Below are 21,608 nucleotides of genomic sequence, written 5' to 3'. Positions count from 1 at the left end.
GGTCCGGGTGCAAGTTTCGCCCGGGTCGGGCCGATAATTGGGATTGTACCAGGGTGCCCCGCCGGTCGCGGGGCCCGAGTCCGTCCCGAGTCGGCCCGAGTCGAGGGGGATCGACGTGGCCCAGGACGAGCGGCCCGCCGGGCGTCGGGGGGCGATGACATTCCTGGCGGCCGTCGCCCTGCTGGCGGCCGGATGCGGGCAGATCCCACTGGCCGGGACGGTCGACACGAGGTCGACGTTCCGGGGGCATGCCGACGTGGCGGCCCGGGTCGAGGCGGCGCTGACGGGCCCGATCGAGGTCACCGTGCCGACGGTCACCGACCCCGGCCCGGTGCGGGTCGTGCCCGTCCGGGAGGGCTCGACGGGGGCGAGGGTGGCGATCGTCGACGTGGACGGCCTGCTGCTGAACGACCGCCCGAGCGGGCCGTACTCGGCCGGGGAGAACCCGGTGTCGGGCTTCCGGGAGCGGCTGGACGCCATCGGCCGCGACCCGACGATCCGGGCGGTCGTCCTGCGGATCAACAGCCCGGGGGGCTCGGTGACGGCCTGCGACGTCATGGCCGAGGACCTCAGGCGCTTCCGGGAGCGTACCGGCCTGCCGGTCGTCGCCTGCCTGATGGACCTGGGGACCTCCGGGGCCTACTACCTCGCCGTGGGGGCCGACCACGTGCTGGCCCACCCGACGACGGTGACGGGGGGCATTGGCGCGTTGATCAATCGATACAACCTCCGGGACGCGATGGCCCAGTTCAACATCGTGGCCGAGCCGATCGCCTCCGGGCCGATGGTCGACATGGGGAGCCTGGCCGGGCCGCTCTCCGACGAGGCCGAACGCCTGCTCCGGGACATGGCCGACGGCTTCGCCGCGCGGTTCCGGGGGCGGGTGGCCTTGCGTCGCCCCGGGGTCGGCGACGAGGACTGGGAGGTCCTCGCCGACGGCCGGGTCGTGGCCGCGAGCGAGGCGATCGACCGGCAGCTCATCGACGCGATCGGCTATCTGGACGACGCGATCGCCGAGGCCGAGCGCCGGGCCGGGGTGGCCGGCGGGGGGGCGGAGGTCGTGCTGCTGAAGCGCCGGGGGGACCCCGCGCGGTCGATCTACGCCGAGACGCCGAACCGGCCGATCCAGCGGGAGTTCTTCCCGATCAGCTACCCGGGCCTCGACCGGGCGAAGATGCCGACATTCCTGTATGTCTGGGCGCCGGATCCGACGCTGCTGACGCTCGGGGGCTCCTGACCGTGCCCGGGGTCGTGCCGGGGGATTGGCCGGTGCTGGTGACGGGCGCGGGCGGGTTCGTCGGCGGGCACGTCGCCCGAGAATTGGCGAGGGCGGGCCACCCGGTCCGGGGCCTGGTGCGGAGGCCGCCGCCGGTCGAGCCCGGCGACCCCGAGGTCGACTGGAGGATCGGCGACCTGCTGGAGCCGGGCGACCGACGCCGGGCCGTCCGGGGGATGCGGGCGGTCGTGCACGCGGCGGCTTGGGTGAGCCTGGGGCCGGACGACGGCCGGGCGCGGGCGGTGAACGTCGAGGCGACCCGTGCCCTGCTGGTCGAGGCCGAGGCCGCCGGGGTCGAGCGGTTCGTCTACACCTCCACCCTGCACACGATCGCCTGCGGCACCGCCGAGGGGCCGGCCGACGAGGAGGCGCCTTGGAACCTCCGGGTCGTCGACTCTCCCTACTGCCGGACCAAGCGGGAGGCCGAAGCGATGGTGCTGGGCTGGGCCGGCGATCGGCTCGGCTGCCTGGCGATCTGCCCGGGGATGGTGGTCGGCCCGAGGGACGTGCGGCCGACCTCGACGGGCCTCCTGCTGCTGATGGCCCGGGTGCCGGTGGCGATCGTGCCGGGCGGAGGCATCCCGGTGATCGACGCGGGAGTGATTGCGCAGGCACATCGGCGGTCGTTGGAGTCCGGGGAACCGGGACGGCGGTATGCTGCGGTCGGGCCGTACCTCAGCTACGCGGAGATGGCCCGGATCGTCGGCCGGATGGCCGGATGGCCCCGGGTCGTGCGGACCCTGCCCGACGCGGCCGAGGGGCCGATGCGGCTGGCCTACGCGGCGGCGGGCCGGGTGGTGCGGCGGGTCCGGGAGTACGGCTCGCCGGCGGTCGTCTCGGGGGCGTTCTTGCGCCTTCACGTCAGCGGGAGCCGGGCCGACGCGGCCTTCGGGCTCGTCCACCCGGCGGCGTCGGGGTCGATCCGGGCCGCGCTGGAGGACGCCCGGAGGTCGGGCAGGGCGCCGGGTCTGCGGCTGGTCGACGAGGGCTCGGGAGATCGATGAACGATGGCGGTCCCCGGGGTCAAGGCTCGGACCATCGGAAGGCGAGCGTCGAGAAGAGGCCGAAGCCGGCGGCGAAGGCGGCGAGGGCGGCGAGGGCGGGGAGGGTCTCGGCGAGGGAGTAGCCCCGGGTGAAGACGCCGTCGAAGCCGTCGATGGCCCACCGGGTGGGGATGGCCGGGGTGAGGGACTGGAGCCAGTCGGGGAAGAGGAAGCTGGGGATCCAGCAGCCGCCGAGCATCACCATCACCAGCACGCCGAGCAGGGCCACCGAGCGGGCCCCCTGGGGCGTCCGGCCGAGCGAGGCGACCGTCAGGCCGAAGGCCGAGGCCATCAGGGCGAAGACGACGGCGGTGGCGGCGAAGGCGATCGGGTCGCCGGCGATCCGGTAGCCGAAGAGCAGCGCCCCGGCGGCGAAGACCGAGAGGATGATCGCCAGGGAGACGGTCGCACAGCCGAGGATCTTGCTCAGCATCAGCGTCGACCGGGACACCGGGGCCGACCTCAGCCGCTTCCACAGGCCGCGCTGGCGTTCTTGCAAGAGCACCACGCCCCACTCCACCGCCGAGAAGAGGACGAACTGCACCACCATGCCCGCGAAGGCATGGGCCGCCAGCGAGGCCTGTTCTCCCTCCGATCCCCCCGGGGCGATCGACTCCTCCCGGGTGGCGTAGGGGAGCGTTAAGCCTCGGTCGCCAGGGGGATCGGCCTCGGCCTCGATCGGCTCCCCGGGCACGGGCTCGAACCAGTCGGCGAGGCCGGGGAAGGCCTCGACCAGCTCGGCGCGGCCGGCCTCGGCCTCGGGGGCGGGGGATTGCCACCAGGAGTCGCCCCCGTCGAAGAGGGCGAGGAACTCGGCCCGCTGAATATCCTCATCAGAATCAGGTGAGGTAACGTCATTGTTGAGCAGTTCTTCGCTCAACAGGTCGATCAGGCCGTCCTGCCGGTCGCCCGGGGAGAGGGCCTCGGAGGTGACGGCCTCCAGGATGACCCGGGTGAGCAGCCCTCGGGCGAGGCTGACGTCGGACTGGCTCATCGGGTCGTGCAGGAAGTGGAGCTCGGGGGGCTCGGCGTCGCCGTAAAGGGCGTCCGCTGCGGCCTCGCCGAAGCCGGGGGGGATGACGACCGAGAGCACGGCGTCCCCGGTCCGGACGGCCGACCGGGCGAGGTCCCGGGGCTGCTCGACGGCGTCGAGGCGGTCGTCGGCCGCCGAGCCGGAGACGATCCGGCGGGCGATGGCCGATCCGTCCTCGTCGGTCAGGCGGATCGGGATCCGGCTGGGGGGCGCGGCCCCCGCACCGCCGAAGATCAGGGCCATGAAGCTGGCCAGCGCCACCGGCGCGAGGAAGGAGAGGACCAGCGCGTAGCGGTCCGAGAGGAAGACCTTCAGGTCCTTCGCCACCAGGGCCAGCAGGGGTCGGGCGCTCATGAGTCGCGCAGGGTGCTCCCGGTCAGGTTCAGGAAGATGGTGGCCAGGTCCGCCCGCTCGCTCTCCAGGTGCGTGACCACCAGGCCGAGGCCCCCCAGGGCGCCGAGGACGGCCGGGGCGTCGGACAGCCCGGCCAGGTCGAGCACGAGCGTGGCGTCGTCCAGCCGCGCCGAGGTCACGCCCGGCAGGGCCGAGACCCGGTCGAGCCAGGGGCCGTCGCCGGGGGAGTCCAGCTCCAGTCGGAGGCGTGTGTCCCGGTGGATCAGGCCGGAGAGGCCCTTGAGGCTGCCGTCGGCGATCACACGGCCGTGGTCGACGATGACGATCCGGTCGCAGAGGCGCTCGGCCTCCTCCATGTAGTGGGTCGTGTAGAGCAGGGACTTGCCCCGGGCCTTCAGCGCCTCAAGGCCGTCGAAGATGGCGTTGCGGCTCTGGGGGTCGACGCCGACGGTCGGCTCGTCGAGCAGGATCACCCGGGGGTCGTGGAGCAGGGCCACCGCCAGGTTCAGCCGACGCTTCATGCCGCCACTGTAGGAGGAGACGACCGAGCCGGCTCGGTCGGTCAGGCCGACCAGGGCGAGGCCGTCGGCGATCGCCCGCTCCAGGGCCCGGCCGCCGAGCCCCTGGAGGGCGCCGAAGAAGCGGAGGTTCTCCCGGGCCGTCAGCTCCTCGACCAGTGCCAGCTCCTGGGGGACCAGTCCGAGCAGGCGCTTGTTCGGGTCGGTGTCCCCCCGGATGGGGAGGCCGTCGAACCGGACGCAGCCGTCGTCGGGGCGGAGCAGGCCGCAGATCATCGAGACGGTGGTCGTCTTGCCCGCGCCGTTGGGCCCGAGCAGGGCGACCGCCTCTCCCCGGTCGACGTGGAAGGAGACGCCGGCCACGGCGGTCAGGCCGCCAAACCGCTTGACCAGGCCGCAGACCTCCAGCGCCGGTTTGACGATTCGCCCCGATTCCGGCCCCGGCCCCTGCTCCGGTTCCGGTGCTGGGGCGGGCCGAGACGGTCGATCGGCCGGGCGTGGTGCTCGGCGACGGATCAGGTCTCCGAGATCTCCCAGGTCGACGGGCGTCTGGTTCGCAGATCCGATCATCCGTGCTCCTCGACGGGTGCCGATCGAAGTTGGCCCTCCCGGCTCATTCGGCGGGGAGTCGCCCGGGGGGGATCAGGTCGGAGGCGATCGGGAAGCGGTCCCGGAGCCGGTCGAGGTAGTCGTCAACGTCCTCGACGTCGAGGCCCTCCCGGCGGATCAGCTCCCGGGCCAGGGCCCGGGCCTCGAAGGCGGTCCGGAGGTCGTCGAGGGACCGGCCGTCCTCGGCGAGCCGGGCGTCGAGGGCGTCGGGGTCGGGCAGGCCTTCTCGGTGGAGGATGCCGGGAAGCTCGTCTTCCGACCAGTCACGGGCGAGGGACGCCCGGAGCACGGCCCGCTCGGAGTCGTCGCCGATTACCTGGGCCGCCTGCTGCTCGACGAGCGAGGAGAGGATGCGGGACTCCATCTCGGCCCGGACCATGCCGATCACCAGCCTCCGGTTCGGGGGCCGTCCCTCGGGGAGCCGATCGATCCGACGCCGGACGGATCGGGTCAGCTCGGGGAGCCGGATCTCCTCCTCGCCGACCGAGGCGACGACGGCCCCCCGGGCTCGCTCGGGCTCGTCGTCCCGCGCCGGCTCGGCGTCTTCCTGGAGGGCACGATCGAGCAGGGTGGTTTCCAACCGGTCGTCCCGGCCGGGGGGCTGGTCCCGGGCCTGGTCCTGGTCCCGGGCCTGGCGTCGTTCCTGGTCCTCGGCGACCTCGGAGGCCCGGATGATCGCCTCATCTCGGGGGGGATCGGGGGCCGGGGGCTCGAACTCGGGGACGTCGTCGACGACGGTCGAGGGGCCGGGTTCCCCGGCACCGGGGGCCGGCTTGTCCCGGTCGGGGCCTTCGGGGGCTACGGCGGCGGGCTCGTCGAGGAGCCGGGCCAGCTCGTCGTCGTCGAACTGGGAGAGATCCATGCCGACGCAGCCCAGGGAGGCCAGGGCCGGCAGGGAGAGCAGGAGGGGCCGGAGACGCATGCGTCCGCTCCATCCATGGAGTCGAGGGCCGGTCGCCGAGCCGGTTGTCGGCGTCGGCCGCCCGATCGAGCAGCGTTCGGGGGGCGGAAGGCCCGAGATCCCGGGCCGGTCGTCGGTCCCGGGCGGATCGCCCGGGACTCTACCCTCGCGGCCGATTTCCCGCAACGCCGGCTGCCCGGTCCCGAGAAGCCGGGCAGATCCGCCGGATGGAGGCGAGCAGGTCGTCGAACTCGACGGGCTTGGTCAGGTGGGCATCGAATCCGGCCCGACAGCTGCCGTCGAGGTCGCCGCGAGAGCGGTAGCCGCTCATGGTGATGCCGGAGACCGGACCGGGGCAGCGGTCCCGGACCTCCCGGAGCAGGTCGAGGCCCGAGCCGTCGGGCAGGCCGACATCTGTGACGAGCACGTCGACGGGGGAGAACTCGCCGAGGCGATCGCCGATCGGAGGTCCCCGGCGGCCTCGACGGCGAGGCCCTCCTTGCGGAGCATCCGGGAGACGATCGAGCGGAGGTCGTCGTCGTCCTCGACGAGCGGGATGCGGACGGCGGGCCGCACGGCCTCGGCCCCGGGCGGGGGGGGCGTCGGATCGGGAGGCCGGGGGGCGGGGACCGTGGGCAGCTCGATCCGGAAGGTCGAGCCGAGCCCCCGGCCGGGGCTGGAGGCGAGATCGCTGGTCGGCGATCGTCCCTCACTGCGGGGGCGGAGACCCGAAGAACGTCACCCGCTTCGCTCATGTCCCGTGCTGGAGCTTCCAAGGTGGTGCCGACCAGATGACGCCCCCAGAAATGGTGGTCCAATCCCAGGGGCGCACTTCAGGGCCGGCCGCGCCTGAACCGGGCGGACCCGACGGCCAGCCTGCCGGGCGAGTCGATCTCAGGGGCCTTCGGGGTCGGGTGGGGGACCGTCCGTGATCCGTCGGGCGGCGAAGTCGAGGAAGGTCGGCCAGTTCGGGCCGGTCGTGTGGCCGCCCTCGTGCTGCCTCCAGGTCAGCTCGCCGTCGACCAGGGCCGTGCCGACCTCGGGGAACTCGGCGGTGCCCAGCCCCCGGGCGCCGAGCAGCTCATAGACCGGGCCCGCCGCCACGGCGGCCATGAAGCTGCCGCGCTGGTCGACCCACTGGCCCTCGGCCCCCGGGCCGGTCGACGCCCCGTAGCTGACGAAGACGGGCCGGGGGGCGCACAGGGCGATCAGCTCGTGGGAGTCGACCGGCAGGTCGCCGGGCGTGAGCGGGCCCGCGTACTTCAGGAAGTTCCCGGCCATCCAGTGATACTCGCCCGAACTCGCGAGGTTCTCGACCAGCTCGCCGAAGGTCCGGCGGAACGGCTTGGCGCCCCCGGCGCCGGAGGAGCCGATGAAGCCGACGGCGAACCGGGGGTCGTAGGCCATCGCCACGAGCGCCGCCTTGCCGTACCGGGAGAGCCCCTCGATGCCGACCCGATCGGCGTCGACGGCCGGGTCGGCCTCGAAGTAGTCCAGGGCCCGGCTGGCCCCCCAGGCCCAGGCCCGGAGGGCTCCCCAGTCGTCGGGGTCCCGGGGCCGTCCCTCGTTGCAGAGGCCGATGATCCCCCGGGTCAGGCCCGAGCCGTCGTCGGCCTGGATGCTGACCGGCACGACCACGGCGAAGCCCCAGCCCCGATCGAGGACCTGCTCCCGCCAGGGGGGGCCGCCTCGGGGAGGGCCCGGGCCCCGTCTCGGCGGGCCTCCCGGCCGGGGGCCGAACCCGCCGAAGCCGAATTCGAGGATGACCGGGACCGGGCCCTCGGCGTCGGCCGGGGTGGTCAGGGAGAGCTGGATGTCGACCGAGATCTCCGGGCACCTGACGTTGTCGACGTGGCCCAGGAGCCGCTTCGTCACGGCCGGCACGCCGCCGACCTCCTCCTCGACGGTCTCGACCACCTCCCAGGAGACGGCGGGCACGTCGTCGGGGACCCGGCCGTAGACCTCCCGGTCGAAGTGCTCGACGATCTCCGGGCGTCGGACCTGCCACCACTGCTCCGGGGTCGTGACCGGGTCGCCGTCGTCGGTCACCAGGGGGTCGGGCAGGCCCGGGTAGGGGTTGGCCTTCGACTCGTCGTAGTTGGCGGCGTTCGGGGCGTCCGGGTCCAGGCCGTTCGCCCCGGGGCGGAGCGATGCGATGCCCAGGGCCCGCATCATCAGCGCGTGATCCTGCTGGGCGGTCAGCTCCGGCAGCCCGGTTTGTTCCTGGGCGGCGGCGATCGAGGCGGACAGGGCCGCCACGAGGGCGAGGATCGGCATGGCAGGGTCCCCGGGATCGGTGCGAGGGCGACCCGAGCCGACGGCGTCCGAGGGGGCGTCGTCCGGCTCGCGACGACTGCCCCGGATTGTCGCAGTCGCCGGGTGGCGGGGGAAGGTGCCGGTGCGATGCAATGCCGACTGGCTGGGCGATCAGTTGGAGGCCGGTTCGGCCCCGGCCCCGGAGCCGTGGCCGTGGTCGACGTGGTGCCGGTGGCACTCCGGGCATCGGGTGCCCCACTCGATGTTGATGCCGGCCAGGATCGAGTCGAGCTGGGTGTCGAACTTCGCCGTCGCGCCCGGGACCTGGGTCACCTGGCCCTCCGAGGAGTTCCGGAAGGAGTGGACCCAGCCGGCCGTGAACGTGACGTTCTCGGTCACCTTCAGCGAGGCACCGAGCGACAGGTTGTGCTGGAGGATGCCGGGCAGCTGCACGTTGAAGAGCGTGGTGTTGTCCCGGATCGGGTTCTCATTGTAGGAATAGCCGCCGCGGAGGGTCAGCCGGTCGGAGAGCTGGTAGGAGGCCCCGGAGGCCACCGCGAAGATGCTGTCCCAGCCGAGGCCGCCGTCGACGACCCGCTGGCCGAACAGGGCGGCGTTCTGGTAGTCGAAATAGCGGAGGTCGACGTCGACCAGCAGCCGGTCGATCCCCTTGTACGCCACGCCCCAGGAGAAGATCTGGGGGATGTCGGCGTCCACGCCGATCCTCCGCCCCACGAGGTCCGGGGTGGAGGAGTTGAAGCTCCAGCGCTCCTGCCAGATCGGGCTCTTGTACGAGAAGCCGACGTTCCAGGAGTCGTTCACCTCGTACAGCAGCCCGAACTGGAACCCGCCCCCCCAGAACGGCCGGGAGTGCGTGGCCGAGGGGAAGGTCACCAGGCCGAACTCGTCCCGGGGGCCGGGCGCGAAGAAGGCCGGGTCCATCGCGAGCGACAGGGTGCTGATGATCGGCCCGCCGCCGACGTGCAAGCGGTCGCCGATCCGCGTCGAGATCATCGGCGTGATCGCCAGCATCGAGGCGTTGCCGTAGATCGGCCCGACCCCGGCGAAGTCCGGCGGCACCCGGGGGGTCAGGAGCGGCGTGCTGAAGCTGCCCGCGTAGTTCACGTTCCCGCCCACGAACCCGGCCACCAGCAGGCCCAGTGTCGTCGGCGAGTCCTCCCTCAGCTTGAACGAGACGCCCGTGGCCAGGTTCGAGGCCACCCCGCTGTCGCTCCGGGACACCCCGTAGCGGTCGTTCGGCGGGAAGGTCCCGTTGATCGCCCCGGCGGGCAGCGTGCCGGTGAAGTGCGTGCTCGGGATCAGCAATTCGGAGCCGAGCAGCACCTGGTTGCTCTCGAAGGCACTCAGCAGCGCCGGGTTCCAGTACGTGCCGCCCAGCTCGATCGGGGCGGCCGTCGAGGCCCCCGCCATCGACCGGTTGATCGGCCCCGCGCCGGGCAGGATGATCCCCTGGGCGCCGGCCGTCGAGGCCCAGCTCGCCACCAAGACGGCCCCGAGCACGGCCCGTATGGTTCCTCGCATTGCACCGGCCCCTGTGGCGAAGTTTGACGATTATGCCGGTCGTATCGGGTCCCGGCCCGTCCGACTTGAGCGGAACGCTCGCCCCCGCGCGAGAATCAAGGAGCGTCGGCTTCGAGCGGCGAGGCCCGTCGCCTCCCCCGCTCGCCGAGGCCGATGGCGCCGCGGGCGGCACGCGAGGCGATGGGTGTGCCCGGGGCGGGCGTCGAGGCTCGGGTGCGGCGTCTCGGCCCTGCCTCGGCAAAACTCCTTCGTCATTGACAACAGGCGTCACCTGGGGGACAATGTCCTGAGATGTCACTGGGAGTCCTGAATGTCCATCGATTCCCATTCCTGGCCAGGCGCGGCCCCGCCCGAGGTCTGAGATGCCCGAGACCGTCGTCCACTTCCAGATCCGGATGCCCCCACCCCTCCATGAGTATCTGGCGAGCCGCGCCCGGGAGGAGAAGACCTCGCTCAATGCGCTGATCGTCGCCATCCTCCGGGACGCCGAGGGGAGTCGGGAGGCGGCCGGCACGACGGCGTCCCCGGGGGCGATCACCGCCGGCTGAGCGGGACGCCGGGCCGGTCGCCTCATTCCGGTGGGGCCCTGCACGGGCGGGACCCGGGGCGCGAAGGACGCGACCGTGAACCTCTCCGTACGCGACGCCGCCCGCATCCTGAGCGTCTCCGAGAAGACGATCTACCGCTGGATCAAGCAGCAGTCGATCCCCGCCTACCGGGTGCAGGACCAGTATCGCTTCAACCGGGCCGAGATCCTCGAGTGGGCCACCTCCCGGCGGCTGAACGTCTCGAGCGAGATCTTCGCCGAGCCGGAGGCGGCCGGGCAGCCGGTCCCGTCGCTGGTCGAGGCGCTGGAGTCCGGCGGGGTGCATTACCGCGTCTCCGGCTCCGACAAGGAGTCGGCGTTGCGCGAGGTGGTCCAGCTCCTGAGGCTCCCCGGGGAGGTCGACCGCGAGTTCCTGCTGCGGGTCCTGCTGGCCCGAGAGGCGATGGCGTCGACGGCCATCGGCGACGGCATCGCCATCCCGCACGTGCGCAACCCCGTCGTGCTGCACATCGACCGGCCGACCCTCGCCCTGTGCTTCCTGGACCGGCCGATCGCGTACGGCGGCCTGGACGGCGAGCCGGTGCATACCCTGTTCACGATCATCAGCCCGACGACGCGGGCCCACCTGCACCTGATGTCCAAGCTGTCGTTCGTCCTGCGCGATCCCGAGGTCCGTCACGCCCTGCGCGACCAGGATTCGCGGCAAGGGATCCTCGCCCACGTGCGGCGGGCCGAGGAGGAGCTGGGCGGCGCCGAGCCGGCCCTGGGCCCCGACCCGGCATCCGAAGGGCGATGAGGGCCGGTCGATCCGCCACCCCGGCCCGCCGCCCCGCGACGCCGGGCGAGCCGGGCGACGTCCCCGAGAACCGGACCATCCCGACGTGCACGACGCATCGACCCCCGAGTCGAGACACCTGGCAGGCCTCGGCGGGCACGGGCCGGCCCACGACCTGGCGCATCAGATCGAGCACGCGGCGCACCTGCTGCCGTCGCAGGGCCCGATCACGGTCTTCGTGCACCACAACACGCTGCACGCCTTCGAGGATCTGCCGTTCGACGAGGCTGTGAGGCGAGGGGCGGCCACTTACGGCTGCCATCCCTACCTGCCCGAGGGCTCCTACCGAGGCGAGGTCGCCCGGGGGAGGATCACCCCGGGCGACCTCGCCGAGGCCCTGGTCGACGACCTCGGCGAGGATGCCGACGTCCTGATCGGGTTCATGGGGACGAGGTATCACCTGCGCCTGGCCATGCTCGAGCACCCGCTCCGCCTCGGCACCGACGCGGAGCTGCGGTGGCTGGTCGCCGAGACCGACGCGCTGGTGCGGTTCCGGGACGAGGCCACGCCCGAGTCGAGGCGGCGGGTCGTCGACCGGACCCGTCGGTGGGTCCTCGGGGATGCCACCGGCGACGGCGATGGCGGCGCGGGCCGCGGGGCCGCCGTCGTCGCCGCGCTGCTCGACCGCTTCGGCGCGTCGACGGTCGAGCGGTGGCCCGCGCGGATCTGGGAGTCGTTCACCCTGCACCTGCTCTGGCGGATCTGCCACGCCGGCGTCCACGGCGTGAGGAGGCCCGGCGACGCCGTCCCGCCCCCCGCCCGCCATCGCGACCTGGTCGTGCTGGCGACCGGCCGGGACACCGACCTGATGGTCCACGAGGTGCTCATCCGCTTCTGCGCCGCCTTCCTGGACCAGGGGTTCGCCACCTGGCCGCTCCCCGGCCGGGAGGCCGGGTTCTTCCGCGCCTTCGCGGGCCTGTACCGGGACGCGAGGCCCGTCGACCCCTGGCTCCGCGGGCTGCCGGACGAGCTGCGGAGGGTCGAGCGGGCGGGGCTGTCCCCGATCGAATCAATCGACGAGTCGCTCCGACTGCTGGGCGTCGCCGAGCCCGAACGTGCGGGGTACCTCGCGGAGACGCTGCTGGCGTTGCGCGGCTGGGCCGGGATGCTCCGGCAGATGGAGACGAACGCGGAATGGGCCGCCCACCCGGCCCCGCCCGGGACGCTCCGGGAGTACCTGGCCGTCCGCCTGCTGCTCGAACGGGTCGCCCTGCGCCACGTCGCCCGCGAGGCGCTCCCGGGCGCGACCGACCTCCGAGACCTTCGGGCCGCCCTCCGCCACCGGATCCCGCGCCCGTCGCGCGTCAGCGTCGATCAGCGGGCCTACCTCGTGTTCCAGCTCGCCCAGGTCCGGGGGTGGGGCCCCGCCGACCTGCATCGGCTCTCGAAGGTCGAGTGGGGGCGGCTCGTCGAGGAGATCGAGTCCTTCGGCGACCTCGATCGGCGGCGGATCTACCACCTCGCCTACGAGCGGCACTACCGCGATCGGGTCCTCGACGCGCTGACGGCCCACGCGGGGGCGGCGGCCGTGCCCGAGGGCCGCGCGATCTTCCAGGTCGTCTGCTGCCTCGACGAGCGCGAGGAGTCCTTCCGCCGCCACCTGGAGGAGGTGGAGCCGGGCTGCGAGACCTTCGGCGTCGCGGGGTACTTCGGGGTGGCGATGTACTATCGGGGCGTCACCGAGGCCCACTTCCGCCCGCTCTGCCCGATCAGCGTCACGCCGCGACACTACGTGCAGGAGGAGCCGACGCATTCCTTCGAGGGGGCCGGCCGGATCCAGGCGGAGGCCCGCCGCCGGCTCGGCCGGCTCTCGCATATGCTGCACCTGGGCACGCGCACCTTCGTCGGCGGCCTGCTGACCGGCCTGCTGGGGGCGGTGGCCGGCGTCCCGCTGCTCATGCGAGTCCTGTTGCCCCGCCGGACCGCCCGGATCCGGCGCCTCCTCGGGCGGGTCGTCACCCCGCCGGTGACCCAGCTCCGGCTCGAACGTTCCGATCCGGAGCCGGGTCCCGTCGACGGCGGGCTCGGCTACTCGGTCGCCGAGATGGCGGGCGTCGTGGGGGGCCTCCTGCGTACCATCGGGCTCACCGGGGAATATGCCCGCCTGGTCGTCGTCATGGGGCACGGCTCGTCGAGCCTCAACAACCCCCAGGAGGCCGCCCACGACTGCGGGGCCTGCGGGGGGGCCCGCGGCGGGCCCAACGCCCGGGCCTTCTCCCAGATGGCCAACGACCCCCGGGTGCGTCGCCTCCTGGCCGAGGACGGGCTCCCGATCCCCGACGAGGTCCACTTCGTCGGCGCCTACCACAACACCTGCGACGACGGGCTGACGTACTTCGACCTCGACCGACTGCCGGCATCCCACCGGGGGCTCTCCGAGCGGGCGAGGGCGGCCTCGGGGGAGGCGCGACGGCGGAACGCGCAGGAACGCTGCCGGCGCTTCGAGTCGGCCGGTCCCCTGCCGACGGCCGACGAGGCCCTGCGCCACGTCGAGGCCCGGGCGGAGGACCTCTCCCAGACGCGCCCGGAATACGGCCACGCCACCAACGCGGCCTGCGTCGTCGGCCGGCGGTCGCGGACGCGCGGCCTGTTCCTCGACCGTCGGGCGTTCCTCGCCTCGTACGACCCGACCCGGGACGACGCCGAGGGGTCGACCCTGGCGGCGCTGCTGGGGGCCGTCATCCCGGTCTGCGCCGGGATCAACCTCGAATACTTCTTCTCGTCCGTCGATCCCTCGGGGTATGGCTGCGGGACCAAGCTGCCCCACAACATCACCTCGCTCCTGGGCGTGATGGACGGGGCGGCCAGCGACCTGCGGCCCGGGCTCCCCTGGCAGATGGTCGAGATCCACGAGCCGATGCGGATCCTGTTCGTCGTCGAGACCACGCCGGAGATCCTCATGGCCATCCTGGGCGGGGAGGGGCCGATCGGCCGCCTGGTGCGCAACGGCTGGGTGCAGCTGGCGACGCTCGACCCCGCCTCCCCGGCCGTCCACGTCTTCCGGGACGGCGGCTTCGAGCCGTACCGGCCGGGGGACGCCGACCTGCCCGTCGCCCCGTCCTCCGCGGCGTGGTCCCGGGGCCGACGGGGCCACCTGGGGTTCGCCACCATCTCCCCCGAGGCGGGGGATCACGACCCGATCCCCGAGGGGGCCGCCCGATGACTATCGAGGCGATCTACGCCGTCCTCGGCACCTGCGTCATCGCGTCCCCGGCGTTGCTGCTGGCGGTCCTGGGGACCGCCCCCCTGCTGGGCCGGCCGCTGGGCGAGGGCGCGACGGCCCGCTGGACCGGCTCGTGCGTCGTCTTCGGGCTCGGCTCGGCCCTGGGGGTGCTCGCCCTGATGCTCGCCTCGGGCTCCCGGTTCGTGCCCATCGAGCTGGGAGACTGGGTGGCGATCCCGCAGGAACGCTTCCACTTCCACCTGAAGTTCGTCTTCGACCGGCTCTCGGTCCCCTTCGCCCTACTCACGTTCGTCCTCGTGGGGACGATTGGGGCCTTCGCCGACCGCTACCTGCACCGCGAGCCCGGGTACGGCCGGTTCTTCCGCTGCTTCGCCGTCTTCCTGCTCGGGATGGTCGTCGCCTCGCTGGCCGGGACGATCGAGACGCTGTTCCTCGGCTGGGAGCTGGTCGGGCTCTCCTCGGCCCTGCTCGTGGCGTTCTTCCACGAGCGGGCGGCGCCGGTGCTCAACGCCCAGCGGGTGTGGTCGGTGTACCGGATCTCCGACGCCGCCTTCCTGCTCGCGGCCGTCGCCCTGCACCACGTCTCGGGGGAGGGCGACTTCGAGGGGCTGATGGGGGCGGGGCCGTGGCCGGGGGGGGAGGCGGCCCTCACCCCCGGCCAGGCCCTGGGCGTGGGGACGCTGCTGCTGGTCGCGGCCGCCGGTAAGTCGGCCCTCATCCCGTTCTCGGGATGGTTGCCGAGGGCGATGGAGGGGCCCACGCCGTCGAGCGCGGTCTTCTACGGGGCGCTCTCGGTGCACCTGGGCGCCTTCCTGCTGCTCCGCGTCAGCCCGATCCTCGATCGCTCGGCCTGGCTGTGCGCCGCGGTGGTGGCGATCGGCCTGGGCACGGCCTTGTTCGCGGCGGTCGCCGGCCGCGTCCAGGCCGACGCCAAGGGGGCCCTGGCCTATGCCTCCCTGACGCAGGTCGGCATCATCACGGCCGAGATCGGCCTGGGCCTGCGGTACATCCCGCTGGTCCACATCATCGGCCACGCCTGCCTGCGGACGCTCCAGCTGCTCCGGGCGCCCTCGCTGCTCCACGACTATCACCTGCTCGAGGACGCCGTCGGCGGGCACCTCCGCGTCGAGCACGGCCCCGCGGCGCATCGGTTCCCCGAACGGGTCCGCCGGGGCCTCTATCGCGTGGGCTTCGACCGGGGCCAGTTCGACGCGGCGCTGGACCGGTTCGTCGTCCGGCCCTTCGTGCTCGCCTTCGGCTGGTGCGACCGGATGGAACGCCGCTGGACCGACCTGCTGGCCGGAACCGCGTCCCGCGAGTCGGATTCGGTCTCCCCCTCCGCTCCGATCGGCGAGGAGCCGTGATGCCCGAGTTGCACCTGCCCTGGCTGGGGCTCTGCGTCCTGGTCCCCGCGCTCGGGGCGATCCGGGTCGGGTTGACGAAGGACCCGGATTCCGCGAGGCGTCTGGGCCTCGTCGCGTCCGGCCTGGCCCTGGCCTGCGCCGTCGCGGCGTGGCTCGACTTCGGGATCCTGGGCACCTCGGAGGCCCGGGACGGCTGGGCCCCGCTGGCACGCCTGCTCCCCGAGGACCTGCTGGTCCTCGACGCGTTGAGCGCGCCGCTGCTGCCGATGTCCGCCCTGATCTGCTTCCTGACCAACCTGGCGACCCTGCGGACCAAGGTCCGCGAGTTCTCCTTTGCCCGGTCCCTGGCCACCGAGGCGGTCCTGCTGGCGACGCTGGCCTGCAAGCACCCCTGGGGGATCGTCGCCCTGCTGGCCGCCGGGACGGTGCCGCCCTTCCTGGAGCTTCGGGCGCGACGCAGGCCGACGCGGGTCTACGCGGCCCACATGGCCGTCTTCGTCGCGCTGCTCTGCCTGGGGCAGGCCCTGATCGCCGACCGGGGGGGGGCCCCGGGATACTCGGTGCTGGCCGTCTCGCTGCTGACCTCCGCCGTCCTGCTCAGGGACGGGATCGTCCCCGTCCACTGCTGGATGACCGACCTGTTCGAGCACGCCACCTTCGGGACCGCCCTGCTGACCGTCACGCCGATGGTGGGGGCCTATGGGGTGACCCGGCTGGTGCTGCCGGTCGCCCCCCCCTGGATCTTGCAGGCCATCTCCGCGGCCTCGCTCTTCACGGCGCTCTACGCCGCGGGCATGGCGCTGGTGCAGCGGGAGGCCCGCCGCTTCTTCTGCTACCTGTTCCTCAGCCACTCGTCGCTCGTGCTGGTCGGGCTCGAGACCGCCACCCCGGTCGGCCTGACGGGGGCGCTGAGCCTGTGGCCCTCGGTGGCGCTATCCCTGACGGGCTTCGGCCTGGCGTTGCGCTGCGTCGAGTCGCGCGTGGGGCGCGTCTCGCTGGCGGACTTCCACGGCCTGGACGCCCACGTCCCGCTGCTGGCCGCCCTGTTCTTGCTGACCGGCCTGGCGGGCATCGGATTCCCCGGGACGGCCGGGTTCGTCGGCCTGGAGCTGCTCGTCGAGGGGGCGACCCGGGCCATGCCCCTGGCGGGGGCGGGCGTGGTGGTCGTGGCCGCCCTCAACGGCCTGGCGGTGATGCATGCCTACTTCCGCATCTTCACCGGGAGGCCCCGAGAGGCCACGATCGACCTGCGGATCCGCCTCCCGGAGCGGGTCGCCGTCCTCATCCTGACCGCCCTGATCCTGGGCGGCGGCCTGTTCCCGCAGCCCGGCGTCTCGAGCCGCTATCGCGCCGCCGTCGGCCTCGCCGAGGAGCGGGCCGGGCGGCTCCTCGGCACCTCGACGCCCCCGCCGCGCGATCCCACAGCACCGGCCGCCGATCGCCCCGGTCGTCGACCTCGGCCGTCGGCCGGGCCCCACGCCGCCGGGGCCCCCGTGCGGCCAGGGCGGGACGGCCGGAGGGCGGGGGAATCGCCCGGCCGGCCGTGACCCGAGAGGTCACCGGTCATTGATCCGAGTCGCCGCCCGCCTCCGCCGACGTCTCCACCGACGCGGACTCGGACGCGGGGGCGCCGGGCCGGCGGAGCGTGGTGGCCAGCCGGGCGGCGAGCGCCGCGAACTCCCGGGGGTGCGTGGGGGCGTGGGCGAGGTTGACCAGCTCGGGTTTCTGGGCGTCCAGGTCCTCGTCCGGGTGGATCGGCATGCAGACCTGATAGGTACAGACGTCGTAGGCCCCGAAGAGCACCTCGATGTCCCAGATCCCCGCCGCCTCGACCTGCTGGCGGAGGGAGAAGGCCGTGTGGGCGGCGTTGAGGCAGACCGCCATGTCGTTGAGGGTCTCCCGGTATCTCGGCTGCGCCGGGGCTTCCGGGCCCCAGGCGGCCCGGAGGGCGTTGTCCGACTCGCGGACGGCCACGAAGATTTCCTGGAAGATCTGCCTCAAGTACGGCGAGTTGGCCCGCGACCAGAATTTCTGCGGCTCGAGATACGCCTCGACCGCCCCCTTGACGGCGCCGCAGTTGGTGTGGCCGAGCACGACCAGGACGCGGACGCTGTCCCTCAGGGCCACGGTCGAGAAGTCGATGCTCCCCTGGACCTCGTTGCCCATCACGTTCCCCGCCACCCGGATGACGAAGAGGTCGTTGAAGCCCTGGCCGAAGAGCATCTCGGTCGGGACTCGGGCGTCGGAGCAGCCGAGGACGACCGCGAACGGCTTCTGCACCGGATACCCGCCGGTCGGGCTCAAGGTCGAGGGATCCAGGCCGCTGCTGGGGACGACGTACTGGGAGTCCCCCGTGGGGGAGTCGCCGCGACGGCACGTCGCCATCCATTGGGAGAAGACGCGGTTGCCCTCGATCAGGAGCTGCCGCGCCTCCTCCGCGTTGGCCGGCGTGCGCTTGACGCCGGGCTGCGAGGGGTCGTACCGGAAGACGTAGTCGATCATGACAACTTCCCGAGGGCAGGACCGTACGCACGGCGAACCGGAGAGGGATGGCCCCTCTCACCGGGGCCGCACGCTCATCTTACGAGACGCCTCCCCCGGCCGCGATGGGATGCCGAGGCCCTCGAGCCGGGGGGGGAGGGCCTCGGCATCGCCCGGGGACCGGGGCCTCGCCGCTGCGTTCGTCCCCGACCGCTCATCGGCGGGTGCGTCGTCCGCCCCGATGCACGTGGCCGGTCCGCGCCGCGGCCCCGTCATCGTTCTCTTCGCCCCGGAGTTGCCCCATACGGGGGGGCGGGACGGGGCGGACACCAGGCCGGAGGGCCGGGCGTCGAGAGCACCGGGGGGGCGGGTCCACGGCCTGCCATGACCGTCGGTTCAGCGGTGCGTCCCCCGCCCCGGAAGGTGCAGCGTCTCGACGAGCTTCCCGCGGCCGGGCCCGGCGAATCCGGGCGCAGGTTGCCCGGCCGGTAATCCCCCCGAGGCCCCCGGGGGGATCGACCGGCAGGGCGGGCGTGGGGTCGGGTTCAGCAGCCGCCGAGGGCGTCTCGGCGGAGCCTCGTGCCGGCGAGCCGGGAGCGGAGGACGGCGGCCGGGCGGATCGATGCACCCGGCCACGGGCCGCGGACCCTCCCCGGACGGTCATCCCCGGACGGGACGCGGCGGACTCGCTCGGCCTCGGCGACCGCGGCGGCTCTCCCCGGGGGTCCGACCGGGCGGACGATGCCGGTGGGCGAGGAGTCGGCGGCCTGCCGGCCGAGGCCGAGTGGGGCGCCGGCGAATCGGGAGGCGGCGGCCGATCCGGCCGGGGAGGCCGGGTCGGAGGCCGCGACGATCGGGCCGGGCCGGGGATCCCGATCGGACAGCGGCGCGAGGGTCGGCACGTCACCGGGGGCGCCGAACGGGGTGTCGATCGCGGCGGGGCCGTCGAGGGGCCGGACGCTCCAGACGGCGTCCGAGGGGCGGAAGACGGCCAGGTCGGCGGCACCGCCGCCGGTGTAGTCGGCCGGCGCCGGCACGTCGCCCGGGATGCCGAAGGTCGTGGAGAAGGCGCCCGCGGTCGATCGGAGGATGAACCACTCGGAGGTCGTCGGCCGGTAGGCGGCGACGACGGCCCGGCCGTCGCCGTCGTAGTCGGCCGGCACGGGGCGGTCGACGCCGGCCTGGCCGAACGGGAGGGCATAGCCGCCGACCCGGCCGCTGAAGGTGGCGTCGTTCGGGCCGCTCGGCAGGATGAACCACTGGGCGGCGCCGGGGACCAGGTCGCTGATCGGCCGGAAGGCGGCGAGGTCGGCCCGGCCGTCGCCGTCGTAGTCGGCGGGGGCCGGCTGGTCCAGGCCGCCGGCGCCGCCGAAGGTGACGCTGAAGGCCGAGCCGCCCTCGCTCGGCAGGATGAACCACTGGGCGGCGCCGGGGACCAGGTCGCTGATCGGCCGGAAGACGGCGAAGTCGGTGATGCCGTCGCCGGTGTAGTCGGCCGCGGCCGGCAGGTCGAGGCCCGAGCCGCCGAAGAGGAGGGTGCGATCCCCGGTTGCTCGAGCCGGAGATGAACCACTCGGAGGCGCCGGGCATCTGCGGGCTGTCCGGGCGGAAGACGGCGAAGTCGGCGACGTCGTCGCCGTCGAAGTCGCCGGTGATGGGGATGTCCCCCGGGCCTCCCAGATCCCGGGACAGCTCGCCGCCCGGGGTCGAGGCCAGGAAGGATCCCCGGGCCGTTCCCCTCCGGAAGAGGGCCAGGTCGGCGACGTCGTCGGCGTCGTAATCGCCGGGGACGGGGCGGGCCGCCGGGTCGACCACGGACGGATCCGGCGGGAGGATGCCGCGATCGCGGAGCTGGTCGACGAACACGCCCGTCCGCCGGGGGAAGAACTGCGAGGTGACCCGATCCACGGCGGCCAGCCAGTCGGCCCGGGTCAGCGGGGCGTCGGGCCGCTGGGCGTCACCCCACCGGGCCGACTCGGCGAGGACCGCCGCGTCGATCTCGGCGGCCCGGGCCCGGAACCGGGCGATCGACTCCTCGGGGGTGAGCGGCCCCCCCGGGGAGACGTACCGCCGGACTCGTGCGGCGAACTGCTCGCGATAGGCAAGGTTCGCCAGGAGTTGCTGGTGCAGGTACTGCGGGTTGAACCTCGGGAAATCCGACCCGACCTCGTAGGGGCCGTTGCGGTCCACGTTGTGATCCAGGAGCGACCACTCGGCATCGCGCATGATGAACTGGAACCCCTGGCGGGCGTCGGGGGCTCGGTTCCGGATCGCGTAGAAGTTGTTGATGAAGAGGCCGGTCGACGGGTCGCCGCCGATCGGCCCGTCGAGGTTCCCGATATAGAGATTCGTGGCCATGTAGTCGATCAGGTTGTCGACGTCGAGCAGGACCTCGCGAGCCGGGTTGTCGGAGCCGTCGGGATCCTTGCCCTGGACCCGGTAGTAGGCCTCGAGCGTGGAGAGGCCGCCGGGGGCGGTCGTGGCCTGCCAGAGCTGCCGCCAGGCCCCGAGGTCGCCGTCGGTGGCCTCGATGGTGTATAGGCCCGACTCGACCTTGACGACGTCGTAGTCGTCCTCGTCGCCGCCGAAATAGGACTCGGCGAACTCCCTGCTCGGGCGCTCCTCGCTCTGGTAGAGGCCCCAGTAATGGCCGTTGAGGTAGAGGTGATAATGGCGGCTGCGGGTGTAGGGCTGTCCCAGATCCCGCATCGTGTCGCGGGCGAAGACCTCGGCCACGAAGTTGCTGCCCGGGTCGCCGGTGAAGCTCCACGAGAGGCTCTGGGCCGTCCGCAGGTCCAGCTTCTCGAACGAGTCGACGCCCTCGTCGCCGAAGAGCGGGAAGTCCAGGGACGGGGCCCCGTATCCGTCCCGGAAGAAGAGGCGGAAGGAGTGCTTCGGGTTCGTCGGGACGGCGCTGGAAGATCCCCGGATGCGCACGCCCGCCCCCGCCTGGAAGCCGGGAGCGCCGTCGGGGTTGATCAGCTCGACCGAAGCCGGTCGCTCCCAATCCCGGCCGCCCTGCAAGGAGTTGGCGTAGATGCCGGTAGCGGGGTCGAACAGGTGCGCCAGGTCGGTGGTCAGCGAGATCGTCGGGATGGAGCGGAGCGCGGCCTCCAGCGCCTCGCCGCCGAACTCGGGGTGATCCACGATGGCGGGGTCCATCCCGAGGTCGACCACGTGGTCGCCCCAGGTCGTCGGCCAGCCCGGGGGGCCTGGCCCTGGGGGGACTGCCGCGACGCGTCATCGAGGAAGATGTAGGTCTGTGCGACCGTCGGCGGGGCGGCCCGGCCCGGCTTGAACGCGCCGGCCCTGAGGATCGTGGTCCGGGTGACGGCGAGGGGGCCGGTGTAGATCTCGCCGTGGTCGACGGTCGACTCGCTGCCGTCGAGGGTGTATCGGATCGTGGCGCCGGGGGTGGGGGAACCCAGCCCGACCGAGATCGGCGACTGATAGAACCCGTGCGGCACGCTGAAGGAGACCGGCTCCAGCACGCTGGCGTCGCCCCCCGAGTTGGGCGCGCCGGGGGTCGGGTCGATGAAATAAAGGCCCATCGACGACGGATCCGGTGACGCGCCGTCGAAGGGGACCCCGAAGGAGACGTCCGCCTCCTGCGGCGGGAACTCCGGGGCATATTCGTGGGCCACGGTGCCGTCGGCCCGGACGAG

General features: G+C 73.2%; 16 protein-coding genes and 1 pseudogene. 7 read left to right on the top strand and 10 right to left on the bottom strand.

Annotation, left to right across the window (positions count from 1 at the left end; all coding sequences use genetic code 11):
* Positions 1-115 precede the first annotated feature (115 nt).
* Both ElP_RS11395 and ElP_RS11390 read left to right on the top strand, forming a co-directional pair.
* Entirely contained in the window at positions 116-1,237 is a 1,122-nt protein-coding gene (locus ElP_RS11395) for a S49 family peptidase (RefSeq protein ID WP_231749666.1), read from the top strand.
* A gap of 32 nt (positions 1,238-1,269) precedes the next feature.
* Complete coding sequence (locus ElP_RS11390; RefSeq protein ID WP_231749664.1) at positions 1,270-2,280, top strand: NAD-dependent epimerase/dehydratase family protein; 1,011 nt, start codon at positions 1,270-1,272, stop codon at positions 2,278-2,280.
* 19 nt (positions 2,281-2,299) lie between these two features.
* Here the strand turns inward: ElP_RS11390 and ElP_RS11385 are convergent, their stop codons facing one another.
* From ElP_RS11385 to ElP_RS11360, 6 genes are all read right to left on the bottom strand, one after another.
* The gene (locus ElP_RS11385; RefSeq protein ID WP_145269339.1) at positions 2,300-3,706 is read right to left on the bottom strand and encodes an ABC transporter permease; all 1,407 of its coding nucleotides are present in this window, start codon (positions 3,704-3,706) and stop codon (positions 2,300-2,302) included.
* Positions 3,703-4,794 carry an ABC transporter ATP-binding protein gene (locus tag ElP_RS11380; protein WP_145269337.1) on the bottom strand — a complete coding sequence of 364 codons (1,092 nt, stop codon included), beginning with the start codon at positions 4,792-4,794 and terminating at the stop codon, positions 3,703-3,705. Before ElP_RS11380 ends, ElP_RS11385 begins: the two co-directional genes overlap by 4 nt.
* A 43-nt stretch (positions 4,795-4,837) precedes the next feature.
* A complete protein-coding gene (locus ElP_RS11375) occupies positions 4,838-5,755 on the bottom strand; it encodes a hypothetical protein (RefSeq protein ID WP_145269335.1) in 918 nt (305 codons plus the stop codon).
* A 139-nt stretch (positions 5,756-5,894) separates the two neighbouring features.
* Positions 5,895-6,197 (bottom strand): response regulator, encoded by a 303-nt coding sequence (locus ElP_RS37895; protein ID WP_390836065.1) that lies wholly within the window; start codon positions 6,195-6,197, stop codon positions 5,895-5,897.
* A gap of 431 nt (positions 6,198-6,628) precedes the next feature.
* Positions 6,629-8,011 (bottom strand): alpha/beta hydrolase family protein, encoded by a 1,383-nt coding sequence (locus tag ElP_RS11365; protein ID WP_145269331.1) that lies wholly within the window; start codon positions 8,009-8,011, stop codon positions 6,629-6,631.
* 150 nt (positions 8,012-8,161) lie between these two features.
* The gene (locus ElP_RS11360) at positions 8,162-9,532 is read right to left on the bottom strand and encodes an OmpP1/FadL family transporter (protein ID WP_145269329.1); all 1,371 of its coding nucleotides are present in this window, start codon (positions 9,530-9,532) and stop codon (positions 8,162-8,164) included.
* 362 nt (positions 9,533-9,894) lie between these two features.
* Between ElP_RS11360 and ElP_RS11355 the strand changes: the two genes are divergently transcribed.
* The 5 genes from ElP_RS11355 to ElP_RS11335 all read left to right on the top strand — a co-directional run bounded on the left by ElP_RS11355 (position 9,895) and on the right by ElP_RS11335 (position 17,009).
* The gene (locus ElP_RS11355) at positions 9,895-10,080 is read left to right on the top strand and encodes a toxin-antitoxin system HicB family antitoxin (RefSeq protein ID WP_145269327.1); all 186 of its coding nucleotides are present in this window, start codon (positions 9,895-9,897) and stop codon (positions 10,078-10,080) included.
* Positions 10,081-10,155: 75 nt separating this feature from the next.
* Positions 10,156-10,875, top strand: coding sequence for a PTS sugar transporter subunit IIA (locus ElP_RS11350; protein ID WP_145269325.1), 720 nt, complete (start codon positions 10,156-10,158; stop codon positions 10,873-10,875).
* A gap of 85 nt (positions 10,876-10,960) precedes the next feature.
* On the top strand, positions 10,961-14,077 hold the full coding sequence (locus tag ElP_RS11345) for a DUF2309 domain-containing protein (protein WP_197446901.1): 3,117 nt from the start codon (positions 10,961-10,963) through the stop codon (positions 14,075-14,077).
* A complete protein-coding gene (locus ElP_RS11340; protein WP_145269321.1) occupies positions 14,074-15,462 on the top strand; it encodes a proton-conducting transporter transmembrane domain-containing protein in 1,389 nt (462 codons plus the stop codon). The genes ElP_RS11345 and ElP_RS11340 overlap by 4 nt, the downstream gene beginning before the upstream one ends.
* Positions 15,462-17,009 (top strand): proton-conducting transporter transmembrane domain-containing protein, encoded by a 1,548-nt coding sequence (locus ElP_RS11335; protein WP_145269319.1) that lies wholly within the window; start codon positions 15,462-15,464, stop codon positions 17,007-17,009. The genes ElP_RS11340 and ElP_RS11335 overlap by 1 nt, the downstream gene beginning before the upstream one ends.
* A 16-nt stretch (positions 17,010-17,025) precedes the next feature.
* On the opposite strand, the gene ElP_RS11330 is transcribed toward ElP_RS11335, so the two are convergent.
* The 4 genes and pseudogenes from ElP_RS11330 to ElP_RS11320 form a co-directional block, all read right to left on the bottom strand.
* Entirely contained in the window at positions 17,026-17,964 is a 939-nt protein-coding gene (locus ElP_RS11330) for a carbonic anhydrase (RefSeq protein WP_145269317.1), read from the bottom strand.
* 524 nt (positions 17,965-18,488) lie between these two features.
* Positions 18,489-19,382, bottom strand: a complete 894-nt coding sequence (locus ElP_RS41135) for a hypothetical protein (protein ID WP_390836063.1) — start codon at positions 19,380-19,382, stop codon at positions 18,489-18,491.
* A gap of 475 nt (positions 19,383-19,857) precedes the next feature.
* Positions 19,858-21,105, bottom strand: a pseudogene (locus tag ElP_RS41130) (CotH kinase family protein); the annotation flags it as partial.
* Positions 21,021-21,587: a chitobiase/beta-hexosaminidase C-terminal domain-containing protein gene (locus ElP_RS11320; RefSeq protein WP_197446900.1), complete on the bottom strand. Its 567-nt coding sequence runs from the start codon at positions 21,585-21,587 to the stop codon at positions 21,021-21,023. The gene ElP_RS11320 and the pseudogene ElP_RS41130, both read right to left, overlap by 85 nt.
* Positions 21,588-21,608 lie beyond the last annotated feature (21 nt).

The sequence above is a fragment of the Tautonia plasticadhaerens genome (assembly GCF_007752535.1).
GTDB lineage: Bacteria > Planctomycetota > Planctomycetia > Isosphaerales > Isosphaeraceae > Tautonia > Tautonia plasticadhaerens.
This window is presented reverse-complemented; position numbering and strand designations above follow the sequence as displayed.

Coding starts and splice junctions, on each gene's coding strand:
- ElP_RS11380 (WP_145269337.1), bottom strand. CDS start 4,794: ATGATCGGATCTGCGAACCAGACGCCCGTCGACCTGGGAGATCTCGGA.
- ElP_RS11355 (WP_145269327.1), top strand. CDS start 9,895: ATGCCCGAGACCGTCGTCCACTTCCAGATCCGGATGCCCCCACCCCTC.
- ElP_RS11360 (WP_145269329.1), bottom strand. CDS start 9,532: ATGCGAGGAACCATACGGGCCGTGCTCGGGGCCGTCTTGGTGGCGAGC.
- ElP_RS11375 (WP_145269335.1), bottom strand. CDS start 5,755: ATGCGTCTCCGGCCCCTCCTGCTCTCCCTGCCGGCCCTGGCCTCCCTG.
- ElP_RS11385 (WP_145269339.1), bottom strand. CDS start 3,706: ATGAGCGCCCGACCCCTGCTGGCCCTGGTGGCGAAGGACCTGAAGGTC.
- ElP_RS11340 (WP_145269321.1), top strand. CDS start 14,074: ATGACTATCGAGGCGATCTACGCCGTCCTCGGCACCTGCGTCATCGCG.
- ElP_RS11330 (WP_145269317.1), bottom strand. CDS start 17,964: ATGATCGACTACGTCTTCCGGTACGACCCCTCGCAGCCCGGCGTCAAG.
- ElP_RS11365 (WP_145269331.1), bottom strand. CDS start 8,011: ATGCCGATCCTCGCCCTCGTGGCGGCCCTGTCCGCCTCGATCGCCGCC.
- ElP_RS11335 (WP_145269319.1), top strand. CDS start 15,462: ATGCCCGAGTTGCACCTGCCCTGGCTGGGGCTCTGCGTCCTGGTCCCC.